Origin of the sequence: uncultured Megasphaera sp., assembly GCF_958350005.1 — a bacterium.
In the GTDB taxonomy this organism is placed as follows: Bacteria; Bacillota; Negativicutes; order Veillonellales; family Megasphaeraceae; genus Megasphaera.
The window spans coordinates 16,181-27,926 of the sequence record NZ_CATWFF010000006.1; the positions used below are offsets into that span (position 1 = coordinate 16,181).

Below are 11,746 nucleotides of genomic sequence, written 5' to 3' on the forward strand. Positions count from 1 at the left end.
AGAAAACTCCACAGGGAATTTTCTGTTCATCTTGTAATGATTAAGCGGAGAGTTTCTTTCTGCCTTTCATACGGCGTTTTTTCAAAACCATGCGGCCGCCTTTCGTTTTCATTCTTTCGCGGAAGCCATGCGTTCTTTTTCTCCACAATGTATTCGGCTGATATGTCTGTTTCAAGTGAGACACCTCCTTCGTCATCATAGACAGTATACTGAATTTACACCATAACAGCATAATTATAGTCAAAAAGAAGATGGCTGTCAATATATTATTTGCACTTTCATATGGCAGTCTGATATACGCAAGTTTTGTGGATATACTTTTCAGGTTTGTAGTTTTGTTGTACAATGTGGACAGATATATATGTGGATAAACAAAAAAGTTATCAACAGGTTATGCACAATTTGTGGATAACTCCATTTATAGCCGGAAATGCGATACTTATCGAATTTCCGATTTTTTCACCCTTCATTTACGCACTTATCCACAATCCCATATATATACATATCCACAATCTCCTCAGGCACACAGAGAAGATACCGACACATTTACTCAAGGAATAGGAAGGATGCACGATGCCAATGGATTTAGCCGAGTTATGGGCAAGAATACTCGATGAATTAAAAACCGAGTTGCCGCAGCCAATTTACATGAACTGGTTTGAATCAGCATTAATCCCCATGTCGTATAAGGAAGGCGTACTCCTGCTGGCTGCGTCACAGCAGTTTATTGTGACGTATATTACCAAAAATTATACGAACAAACTAAACGAAATTGCTGAACAAATTGTAGGACAGCCCGTTCAGGTCCGCCTTACATTGCCGGAACAGCCGGCAGGTATGCCGCCGGATCCGGAACCAGCACCTGTACAGGACACGATGGTGCTGCCGGACAGACCTGAACCATCCCCTGCTGCTCCTGCAGCCCATTCCGTCCCGGAACCTCGGGAAAAGGCTTCGCCCGATCTCATTCAGGATGAAATCCCCGGCATTGATCCCTATCATACAGAAGCAGCGGCCAAAGAACCGCCCCTTACCATACGGGACGCTGTTTCCGTCTCGCCGCCCCCTTCGGAACGAATGAAAGGAACACACCTGATTGCCAATTATACCTTTGAAAATTTTATCGTCGGCAACAGCAACCGCGTTGCCTATGCCATGGCAACAGGAATTGCAGAAGATCCGGAAAATGCAAAGAAAAATTCAAATCCCTTTTATATCTATGGCGGCAGCGGCCTGGGAAAAACCCATTTGATGCATGCCATTGGCCACGGTATTCTGCATAAATTCCCGCAAATGCGCCTTCGCTGCATTACGAGTGAAGACTTTGTCAACGACTTTATTCAGTCCTTAAAAGAAAAGAGTACCGACAAATTCCGCTCTCTCTATCGTAATGTCGACGTCCTTCTCGTCGATGATATTCAGTTCCTCGGCGATGGGGAAAAAGACAGTTCCAAAGAAGAATTCTTCCATACCTTTAATAAGTTATATCAGGATCAGAAATTGATGATCTTTACCAGCGACCGGCCGCCGCAGAATATAAAAAGTATGGAAGACCGCCTTCGTTCCCGATTTAAAAGTGGCACTGTAACGGAAATCAAACCGCCTGATTTGGAAACGCGTACCGCCATTCTGCGCGCCTGGGTAGAAAGTGATGCCTTAAATTATATTTCTTCCAATGTAAGTGAAAATATCCGCGATCTTCACGGTGCCTATAACAATGTCGTCCGGACAGCTTCCATTACGAAAAAGCCCATTACCCTGGAATTAACCAAAAATACATTACAGTATCTGATTAAAGAAGCGGAAGAAGAAAAGTATTTCACGATTGAAGACATTATAACGGCAGTCTGCGAATTCTATAATGTAAATTATAAAGAATTAATGGGAAAGAAAAAAACCAAGGATATTGCCCTGCCCCGACAGATCGCCATGTATTTAAGCCGGGAACTGACAGGCAATACGTATCCTCATATTGGGACATTTTTCAATGGCCGCGATCACACTACAGTTATGCATGCCTGCGTAAAAATCATGAAAATGATGGACAAGGACAGCCGCTTCAAGGAAGCTGTAGAGAAATTAAAAAGCCGCATTACCGGTGTGGATAAGTAAGCTGATATTGCGTAGACAGGTTGTGGATAAGTAAAATCTCAGAAAAAGAAGTGGATTTGTGGACAGATAAAACCTGGTTATCCACAAGTTATGCACAAGTGTGGATACCTTGCTACAGCGGTTTCTTTCCACTTATCCACAAATTCACAGCCTTTACTACTAAGACTACTATTTTTTAATTCACTTTTAACTAACCAACTAAGCGCAGAAAAGGGGATATCTCCATGAAACTACTTTTAAAAAAAGCCGATTTAAACAAAGGCCTGCAAACCGTTCAAAAAGTGGCACAAAACAAAAGCAATAACCTGTCATCAGAAAACGGGCTGCTCATCAAAGCTCTGAATGGAGTCATTGAATTTCAGGCCAATGATTATGATATGGGAATCAAAACAATTGTTCCCGGCATTATTCAGGAACCAGGAGAAGCCTTCATTGCCAATCCGTATTTAATGGAACTGACAAGAAAACTGCCCAGCGATGAAATTGAAATTACCAAAAAGGATACAGATACGCAATTGTTAATTAAAGGAGGCAATTTAAAATTTGAATGCCTCACCATGAATACCGGTGATTTCAATGAAGTGGAACTGCTGGAAAACGGGTATGCTTCCTTGACGACTACCAGTGTAGTATTAAAAGACTTAATTGATAATACGTCCTATGCCTGCGCTACGGATCTGGCAAGACCGATTTTCATGGGAACTTTTCTGGACGTAGAAGGAAATACTATTTCCATGGTGGCAACGGATACGCATCGTCTGTCATTGAAAACAGCGACTCTCGATATTCCTGTGGATACACCGCTGAAAGCAGTTATCCCCAGTCGTTTGCTGAGCGAAATTTCCCGCCAGCTGCCGACGGATGTTCCGGAAACCGTAGAAATTACAGCAGTGCGCAACTATATTTCTGTAAAATTTGGCAATGTCTACATTCGAACCCGCCTGATTGAAGGCGAATTTCCCAACTATCGCCGCGTTATTCCCAAAGATTTTCAATGTACCGTTACGGTCAGCCGCAGCGAATTTACCGGTGCTGTCGAACGAGCTTCCATTGTTGCCAAAGATGCGCAGTACAATGTCATTAATTTTGTCTTTGACGGGAATGAAATTCGCCTGACCAGCCAGCATCCGGATTATGGTACAATCGAAGATTTTGTACCTTGCCAGATCGAAGGAGAACCGCTGGACATTGCTTTTAACGGTAAATTTATTTTAGATATACTGAAACATTGCTACGATGATGAAGTCGTACTGGAGGCCAGAAAGAACAGCCCCATGTTAGTACAGGATAAAGGCCATGAAGAATGTGTATTTGTTGTTACGCCAATGAGGACAAAATAATGGAATCTATACAAATCAAAACAGACATGATCCAGCTGGATCAGCTCCTTAAACTGGGAAGTATACTGCAAAGCGGCGGCGAAATCCGCTTTTTGCTGGAAGAAAAACGCATTTTTGTAAATGGAATATTATGTGAAGCAAAACGCAAAAAAATACATGTTGGCGACGTAGTTGAAATTAAAGGCGTTGGCACGTATACAGTTACCCGTGCATAATTATGAACATCCAATCCATAAAGCTCCATCAATTCAGGAATTATTCTCATATAGAAATTCCCTTTCCGAAATCAATTATCGTCATATATGGAAAAAACGGGCAGGGGAAAACGAATCTTCTGGAAGCACTGTACCTCGGAAGTATAGGGAAATCCTATAGAGGAATAGGCGACAGTGATTTAATTCAGTGGCAGCAGGAGGAAGGCAGCTGTATTTTGCAGTTTGTCCGCAGTGACGCTGTTCAGGAAATAAAAATTATCCTGTCTAAAGAACGGAAAAAAGAAATATGGATTAATGGGACGAAATCTTCGCAGAAAGAATTAGTCGGCACCCTGAATGAAGTACTCTTTTCGCCGGATGATCTGCTGCTGATAAAAGGGAGTCCGTCTTTGCGGCGGCGGTTTATGGATATGGAAATTTCCCAGGTAAACCCTGCGTACTATCGGATGCTTCTGCAGTATAACCGGGCCATATCACAGCGCAATCTTCTGCTGCGCCAGATGAAATATGAACGGCCTATGTCGCTGGAAGAATGGGATCGGCAAATTTCCGCCTTTGCTGCTTCTATTGTGGAAAAACGCCTGGAAGCGCTGCATAAAATGAATCTCCTGGCCAGTATTATTCATCGGCGCCTAAGCGGCGGCACGGAAAAGCTGTGCATCTCCTATGTGCAGCCCTATGGCGAGTCGCCGGCAGCGGAGGCAGGACGGACCGATCCGCAGTGGTACTATGAACTGCTGCAGCGCCATTTGCCCCGTGATATTCAGCGCATGGCCACTTCTGTAGGACCTCATAGGGATGACCTGATGTTTACGGCCGGCGGTGGGGATTTGAAGCGATTTGGCTCTCAGGGTCAGCAGCGTACGGCCGTATTGGCTCTGAAGCTGTCAGAACTGGAATTCGTGAAATCGGAAACCGGTGAATATCCCGTTCTTCTTCTTGATGACGTCATGAGTGAGCTGGACAGCAGCCGCCGTCAGGCTCTCCTTCAGTTTGTACGCAATCGGATTCAGACCTTTATTACGACGACAGAGCCCCTTCTTTTTGAGTCTGTAACGGAGTATTATCCTATTTGTATCGATGCGGGAACGGTGATATCCAGTGGATGAAAGAACACAGGAAATGGAAAAGGCCGGGCTGGCAATTCCGAAAGTATTAGAGAAACATAAGCTCCTGTCGGCCTATAAGTTCTATCAGGTAAAATGGAACTGGCCGGATATTGTAGGCGAACAAATTGCAAAATATTCCTATGTACGCGATTACCAGAATCAGGTAGTTACCATTGGCGTACTCAATTCGGTGTGGATGAGCCAGCTGTTCATGCATAAACAGTCTCTCATACAGAGAGTGAATGAATATGCCGGAGAAGTGCTGGTTCAGGATATGCGATTTATCCGCAGCGGCAGGAAACCGCCTAAAATTGTTTACGAAACGCTGGACGGCGAAGCATCGGTGTATCCCATTGACAATGTTGCCTATGTTCGGCTGGATGCAGAACGGGTTCAGAAGATACGGCAGGAAACGGCAAACCTGCCTGAAGGACTGCAGGAAAGGGTAGCACAGCTTCGCTTTGCCCAGGAAAAACGCAATGTTGCCGGCAGAGAAGCCGGTATCCGTACGTGTCCGGACTGCGGACGGTGGCTCCAGCCGGGAGAAACAGTCTGCACCATTTGCCGGCTGAAGCGGCGGGAGAAGCGAAAACAGGAGCTGTACAGTCTGATGATGCAGATGCCCTGGATTACGCTGGAAGAACTGGAACAGAACGGGTGTATTCCGGTACACAGCAAGATGTATACGGAACTGTATAATGAAATACGGCGGGAATGTATTTACCGGTGTATTGAAAAAATCCATCATGGATGGGATACAGCAGAAGACGATATGCTTCTGGCCCTGATGGTTACCCGAAAAAATCCCACCGAAATGACCGATGCCTATATTCAGAATCTGACGAATAAATACAGGAGAAACCATGATGTATCTGCACATAGGCGGTAATTATATGATCGATATTCACCGCATTGTGGCCATGTTTAAAGCCCATCCCAGAAAGTCGGAGAAATCGAATCCCCTTACACAGTATTATCAGCCTCTGGTCAGGGTAGAGGGAGCCGGAGACAGTCAGGTACGCGCATATATTGTGACGGAAGAATGCATTTACGCTACGCCTATTACGCTGGAAACCATTGTTGCACGGTACAAACGGCTTTTTCCCTGTGCCGGCACTAGCTATTACCGCGTAAGATAGGGTATAATAAGATGTTAGGTTTGCTGAAGAGGAGGAGTTTGTTCATGTCTCAGGACAAAAAGATAGATTATGGCGCTGAACAGATCCAGGTTCTGGAAGGACTGGAAGCCGTTCGAAAACGCCCGGGTATGTATATTGGCAGCACGTCTCTTCGTGGTCTGCACCATCTGGTATATGAAGTTGTCGATAACAGTATTGATGAAGCCCTGGCCGGATACTGTACCCATATTGAAGTTACCATTGAAGGAGACAACAGCATTACTGTCGTCGATAACGGCCGCGGTATTCCTGTGGCCATGCATAAAGTGGGCAAGCCTGCTGTCGAAGTCGTTCTGACAGTCCTGCACGCCGGCGGTAAATTTGGCGGTGAAGGCTATCCCATATCCGGCGGCCTGCACGGCGTAGGGATTTCCGTCGTAAATGCGCTCAGCGAATGGACCAGGGTAGAAGTCAAGCGCGATGGATATGTATGGACCATATCCTTTGCCCGGGGCCTTACGGATCAGCCGCTGAAAAAGGTACGTCCTCTGGAAAAAGGAGAAGAAACGGGAACGAAAGTCAGCTTTAAGCCAGATGCTGAAATTTTCCCCGATACGGTATATGATTTTGATACCCTGAAAACCCGGCTTCGTGAACTGGCGTTTCTGAACAAGGGACTTCACATTACGCTTACAGATAAACGGGGAGCCGGCAAACAGGAAGTATACTGCTATGAAGGCGGGCTTACGTCGTTTGTTGAATTTCTCAACGAAAACAAGCAGCCTGTTAATCCTACCGTCGTCACCCTGGAAGGGGAACGGAACAAGGTGCTCGTAGACATTGCCCTGCAGTATAACGATGGATACAGTGAAAATATCCTTACCTTTGTCAATGATATTTTTACGGAAGAAGGGGGCACTCATTTAAGCGGCTTCCGTTCCGGCCTGACGCGGACGATTAACGATTATGGCCGTTCGTCAGGGATTATCAAGGAAAACGAAGACAGCCTGTCCGGCGATGATGTTCGCGAAGGGCTGACGGCTATTGTCAGCGTAAAAGTACGGGAACCGCAGTTTGAAGGGCAGACCAAGACGAAACTGGGCAACAGTGAAGTCAAAGGGATTGTCGACAACATTGTATCGACGGGACTGAAGGAATTTCTGGAAGAACATCCCAGTGAAGCCAAGGCTATTATTAACAAGACCATTTCTGCTGCCCGGGCCCGTCAGGCTGCCCGTCGGGCACGGGAACTGACGCGCCGGAAAAATGCCCTGGAAATCAGCAGCCTGCCGGGAAAACTGGCAGACTGCTCGGAAAAGAATTCGGCTATGACCGAAATCTACCTGGTCGAAGGGGATTCGGCAGGCGGCTCGGCTAAACAGGGCCGGGACCGTAAATTCCAGGCTATTCTGCCGCTGCGAGGCAAGATCATTAATGTCGAAAAAGCACGGCTTGATAAAATTCTGGCCAATGAAGAAATTCGTTCCATGATTACTGCTTTTGGCACCGGTATTGGCGACGAATTTGACATTACCAAACGGCGGTATGACAAGATCATTATCATGACCGATGCTGATGTGGACGGCGCCCATATTCGCACCCTCTTGCTGACCTTTTTCTACCGGTTTATGAAGCCCCTCATTACGGAAGGTCATGTGTACATTGCCCAGCCGCCGCTGTATCAGGTGCGTAAGGGCAAGCAAATGTGGTACTATTACACCGATGAATCGATGAATCAGAAACTGGACGAACTGGGCCGGGATGCAAGCGTTGTCGTACAGCGGTACAAAGGGCTGGGCGAAATGAATCCGGAACAGCTGTGGGAAACGACGATGGATCCGAAGAACCGTACCATGCTGCAGGTTCACCTGGAAGACGCCGTGGAAGCGGACCGTATTTTTTCCGTCCTCATGGGCGATAAAGTAGAACCGCGGCGGAAGTTTATTCAGGAAAACGCGAAGAAAGTACGAAATCTGGATTTGTAATACCAGACGGGAGATCTGGTGATACTGCAGGTAAGGAGGCGGTTGGCATGAAGATAAGGCGAATAGGCATACTGGTATTTCTGGTGTTTCTGTGCAGTGCTGCCGGCATAGTCTGTGCAGCTTCTCAGGCAGCAGCCGGCACCGAGCAGACCATTGCTGTTTCTGATGACTACTATACCAATACAGGAAGCCGATATACGAAGATCGTCCAGCTTCTGACCTCTTTGCCGCCTGATCAGACCGGACTGACCGGAAAGGATACGCTGCGAATGGAAAAAAAGAAGGTAGGCGGATATTTTTATCACGTCCAGGCTCTTCAGAAAGGATCACGGCTCGTGGTGGGAGACTATTACGTTGCCAAGGATCAAAGCTGTGTATGGCGGCGTACCCATGAAGGTACTTCTCTTATTTACGGCAGTGCCGAATCGCTGCTGAAGAAAACGACTGTCACTTTTTATCCCGAAAGGCTGTCGGTTGGGCAGTACGGCGTTGTTCGCGTTTCCGTTCCCGGAGCCATGCCTTATGATATTAAAATTACCAGTCTGAGCCCGAAAGTCGTTACTGTTTCGGAGGATATGAATCTCGTTCCTGCAGCTTCCGGCAAGGCTGATATGGTCGTAGATATTACCATAGGCGGCGTGACGCGGACCTTTACGAAGACGCTGTCTGTTATCGACAAGGCAGATGACGTACAGGATAACAGACGCTCTCCGTCCGTTGGCATCGGCATTGGCTGGGGAAGCGGCGGATGGCATGGCGGCGGCATCAGTATTGGTGTTGGTCCGTGGTAGCAGTACATAGGAAAAGACCTTTTCTGTACAGGGAAGGTCTTTTCCTCTTTCTATGGATGTATATGAGGAATACGGAAGGGAAACTGTATGGACAGACGTAAGAAAACCATAGCCTTTGCTTTTTTTGTGGCTATTTTTCTGGCGGCCTTTGAAGGGGTTGTCGTATCTGCAGCGGCTCCGGTCATAGTCAAAAGTTTTCAGCAATTTGATATGATCAGCTGGATTTTTTCCATGTATTTGCTGACGACAGCCGTATCGACGCCGTTGTATGGAAAATTAGCCGATATGTATGGAAGAAAGAAAATGCTCATGATCGGCATATCTATTTTTCTCACAGGCAGCACCTTATGCGGCTTGTCACGGGGAATGGAAGAACTGATTGTCTTGCGCTGCATTCAGGGCCTGGGAGCCGGTTCAATTTTAACCATTTGTTTTACCCTAATTGGCGATATTTTTTCGCTGAAAGAACGTGCCGTCATTCAGGGCGGGATCAGTACGGTCTGGGGCATAGCCGGGCTGGTCGGACCGCTTTTGGGAGGCTTTTTGATTGATTACGTATCGTGGCACTGGATCTTTTTTATTAACATCCCCTTCGGTATACTGTGTCTGGTCATTTTGAGCACATATGTTCAGGAAGCGGAACGGACGGGCAGCCACCATATCGACTACGGCGGTGCTGTACTGCTGTCTGTCTGCATCAGCTCCCTGCTGTATGCCATTATGACGACGCCGGAAGCTACGGTATATACCTACCTGTGCTGGCTCTGTGCAGCTGTCACGGCCGTCCTGTTTTACTATCAGGAAACCCGCGCAGCAGAGCCTATCGTTCCGGTGTTTATACTCAGCGGGAAAAAACTGAGTATTACTGGCATCACCTTTATTGCCTCCTTTATTCTTATTTCCAATACGGTGTATATTCCTCTGCACATGCAGACCCTCATGGGGTACAGTGCCACTGTAGCCGGCCTTTCTATGGTTACCATATCGGTGTCCTGGTTTGGCAGTTCTTTCTTTCTTTCCCGGTATATGCAGAAATTTGAAGCCCGTAAGATCGTCATGGCCGCTTCAGGCGTACTGTTTTTCAGTTCGGCATCCCTGCAGCTGCTTCCAGATCAGGCGCCGGTCTGGCTGGTTCCGGTACTGATGTTTCCTTTCGGCATTGGCTTTTCCTTTACCTTGAATACACTGATTTTTATCGTCCAGGATTCGGTGCCTTATGAACAGCGCGGTGCTGCTGTAGGGCTCAATATGCTGACCCGGACCATTGCCCAGGCTGTCGGCGTTACGCTGCTGGGAGCGGTCATCAACAGTTCATCGGCTGCCTGGCTTTCTGTTCATGCCGCCGTACCGATGACAATGCAGGATATGTATATGCCGGGGATTTCGCCGGATATGCTGTCAGTCTTACGAGAGGCGCTGTTATTTGCCCTGCATCGGGTATACGCTGTTTCTGCACTGGCAGCTGTCATTGCCGTCGTTGTGAGCTATTTTGTGCCGCCTTACAGTAAGGCTGAATGACGTATCCGCCGTACTTCCAGGGGACAGGATGTTTGGCATTATACCTTGTCAGACAGAATAAATCACGATATAATATAAGCTAAAAAGTTTTTTATTAGCATAAAGGAGACGTGATTTGTTTTGGACTTTTCCCTAGGGAAAGAATGTCTGATCATTATTTTGCTTATTTTTGGCAATGGTATTTTTTCCATGTTGGAAATGGCTATTGTCAGCTGCCATCAGGCGCGATTGGAAGCAATGGCCGAAGAAGGCAGCAAATCGGCATCTATTGTTTTAAAACTGCGGGAAAATCCCAATAAAATGTTTTCGGCTGTTCAGTTTGGCATTACCTTGCTGAGCTTGCTGACTGGTGTCTATGGCGGTACGGAAATGGCCGGCCCCTTGTCCGAATATGTGGCTATGATCCCTGGAATGGCCCCGTATGCCTATAGCGTTACCTTGACGACAATCGTTGCCGTCATTACGTACTTGACGATTATTATGGGGGAAATCGTTCCCAAACGCATTGCCATTGACAAACCGGAAAAAATATCCTGTCTTCTGGCCTATCCCATGCTGTATTTTTGTACGCTCTGTACGCCTCTCATATGGTGTCTGTCGGCGTCTACAGCCTTGGTGACGAAACTCATTGGTGTTACAAAGCCGGAAGTATATCCCGTTACGGAAGAAGAAATTAAGCTGCTCCTGGAACAGGGGGCGGAACTGGGGGCATTTGAAAAAGAAGAACCGGAATTGGTAGACCGCGTATTCCGGCTGGCTGATATGAATGTCAGCGATATTATGACCAATCGGACGCAGGTAGACTGGATTGACCTGGAAGATCCGGAAGATACGGTGTTCAAGGAAATGATTGGATTTAATCACATTCATTTGCCTGTAGGCCGCGGATCGCTGGACGATTTTGTTGGCATGGTATCGGTGAATATGGTATTTCAGAAATACTATGATGCCGTTCATGCCGGTCAGCAGGTGGCCCTGACCAAACTGATTGAAGAATGTATTCGCAAGCCTATTTTTGTCCCTGAATCGATGGATATTATCAAAGTAGTGCCGGTCTTTCGGGAACACAGCGTACATGAAGCGGTGGTCCTGGATGAATACGGCAATCTGAGCGGTATCCTGACGTTGCATGATATTTTGGAAGTTCTCGTCGGCAGCATGCCGTCAGGAGAAAAGGAAAAGAAGGAAAAGGACAATCGTATTATCCAGCGCGGGCCCAATGAATGGCTCATGGAAGGGCTGCTGACGATTGAAGAATTTAAGGATTTCTTCCATATTGAAGAAGACCTGCCAGATGAAGAGGAAGACCTGTATAAGACGCTGGCCGGCCTGGTTACGTACGGCGTAGGCAGAATTCCCAAAGAAACGGATACGTATCAGTGGAAAGAATTTACCTTCGAAGTCATGGATATGGACAATCTGCGTGTAGATAAAATCCTGGTTACCCGCCATCCCGTTCCGGAAGCGGAAGATGAAGATAAAAAGGAATAAGTGTATACATGAATGCATTTCTGTCGGGATAGAAATGCATTCATTTTTTTATATTGTACAATTGCAT

At 46.7% G+C, this 11,746-nt stretch carries 11 protein-coding genes; 10 read left to right on the plus strand and 1 reads right to left on the minus strand.

Features of this window, described 5'->3' with window-relative positions; translation table 11 throughout:
* Nucleotides 1–40 precede the first annotated feature (40 nt).
* Nucleotides 41–175 carry a 50S ribosomal protein L34 gene (rpmH, locus tag Q3886_RS00895; protein ID WP_020310268.1) on the minus strand — a complete coding sequence of 45 codons (135 nt, stop codon included), beginning with the start codon at nucleotides 173–175 and terminating at the stop codon, nucleotides 41–43.
* A 398-nt stretch (nucleotides 176–573) separates the two neighbouring features.
* Between rpmH and dnaA the strand changes: the two genes are divergently transcribed.
* From dnaA to Q3886_RS00945, 10 genes are all read left to right on the plus strand, one after another.
* The gene (gene dnaA, locus Q3886_RS00900) at nucleotides 574–2,112 is read left to right on the plus strand and encodes a chromosomal replication initiator protein DnaA (RefSeq protein ID WP_367881537.1); all 1,539 of its coding nucleotides are present in this window, start codon (nucleotides 574–576) and stop codon (nucleotides 2,110–2,112) included.
* Nucleotides 2,113–2,336: 224 nt separating this feature from the next.
* On the plus strand, nucleotides 2,337–3,452 hold the full coding sequence (dnaN, locus tag Q3886_RS00905) for a DNA polymerase III subunit beta (protein WP_301859242.1): 1,116 nt from the start codon (nucleotides 2,337–2,339) through the stop codon (nucleotides 3,450–3,452).
* Nucleotides 3,452–3,667 carry an RNA-binding S4 domain-containing protein gene (locus tag Q3886_RS00910; RefSeq protein WP_301859243.1) on the plus strand — a complete coding sequence of 72 codons (216 nt, stop codon included), beginning with the start codon at nucleotides 3,452–3,454 and terminating at the stop codon, nucleotides 3,665–3,667. Before dnaN ends, Q3886_RS00910 begins: the two co-directional genes overlap by 1 nt.
* A gap of 2 nt (nucleotides 3,668–3,669) precedes the next feature.
* Nucleotides 3,670–4,776 (plus strand): DNA replication/repair protein RecF, encoded by a 1,107-nt coding sequence (recF, locus tag Q3886_RS00915; protein WP_301859244.1) that lies wholly within the window; start codon nucleotides 3,670–3,672, stop codon nucleotides 4,774–4,776.
* On the plus strand, nucleotides 4,769–5,665 hold the full coding sequence (locus Q3886_RS00920; RefSeq protein ID WP_301859245.1) for a DUF721 domain-containing protein: 897 nt from the start codon (nucleotides 4,769–4,771) through the stop codon (nucleotides 5,663–5,665). The genes recF and Q3886_RS00920 overlap by 8 nt, the downstream gene beginning before the upstream one ends.
* A gap of 4 nt (nucleotides 5,666–5,669) precedes the next feature.
* A complete protein-coding gene (locus tag Q3886_RS00925; RefSeq protein ID WP_301859246.1) occupies nucleotides 5,670–5,915 on the plus strand; it encodes a DUF370 domain-containing protein in 246 nt (81 codons plus the stop codon).
* Between the two features lie 44 nt (nucleotides 5,916–5,959).
* Nucleotides 5,960–7,879, plus strand: coding sequence for a DNA topoisomerase (ATP-hydrolyzing) subunit B (gyrB, locus tag Q3886_RS00930; RefSeq protein WP_301859247.1), 1,920 nt, complete (start codon nucleotides 5,960–5,962; stop codon nucleotides 7,877–7,879).
* 47 nt (nucleotides 7,880–7,926) lie between these two features.
* Nucleotides 7,927–8,670: a hypothetical protein gene (locus Q3886_RS00935; protein ID WP_301859248.1), complete on the plus strand. Its 744-nt coding sequence runs from the start codon at nucleotides 7,927–7,929 to the stop codon at nucleotides 8,668–8,670.
* 87 nt (nucleotides 8,671–8,757) lie between these two features.
* Nucleotides 8,758–10,188: an MDR family MFS transporter gene (locus Q3886_RS00940; protein WP_301859249.1), complete on the plus strand. Its 1,431-nt coding sequence runs from the start codon at nucleotides 8,758–8,760 to the stop codon at nucleotides 10,186–10,188.
* 120 nt (nucleotides 10,189–10,308) lie between these two features.
* The gene (locus tag Q3886_RS00945; protein WP_301859250.1) at nucleotides 10,309–11,679 is read left to right on the plus strand and encodes a hemolysin family protein; all 1,371 of its coding nucleotides are present in this window, start codon (nucleotides 10,309–10,311) and stop codon (nucleotides 11,677–11,679) included.
* Nucleotides 11,680–11,746: the final 67 nt, after the last annotated feature.

Coding starts and splice junctions, on each gene's coding strand:
- dnaA (WP_367881537.1), top strand. CDS start 574: ATGCCAATGGATTTAGCCGAGTTATGGGCAAGAATACTCGATGAATTA.
- dnaN (WP_301859242.1), top strand. CDS start 2,337: ATGAAACTACTTTTAAAAAAAGCCGATTTAAACAAAGGCCTGCAAACC.
- Q3886_RS00910 (WP_301859243.1), top strand. CDS start 3,452: ATGGAATCTATACAAATCAAAACAGACATGATCCAGCTGGATCAGCTC.
- recF (WP_301859244.1), top strand. CDS start 3,670: ATGAACATCCAATCCATAAAGCTCCATCAATTCAGGAATTATTCTCAT.
- Q3886_RS00925 (WP_301859246.1), top strand. CDS start 5,670: ATGATCGATATTCACCGCATTGTGGCCATGTTTAAAGCCCATCCCAGA.
- gyrB (WP_301859247.1), top strand. CDS start 5,960: ATGTCTCAGGACAAAAAGATAGATTATGGCGCTGAACAGATCCAGGTT.
- Q3886_RS00935 (WP_301859248.1), top strand. CDS start 7,927: ATGAAGATAAGGCGAATAGGCATACTGGTATTTCTGGTGTTTCTGTGC.
- Q3886_RS00940 (WP_301859249.1), top strand. CDS start 8,758: ATGGACAGACGTAAGAAAACCATAGCCTTTGCTTTTTTTGTGGCTATT.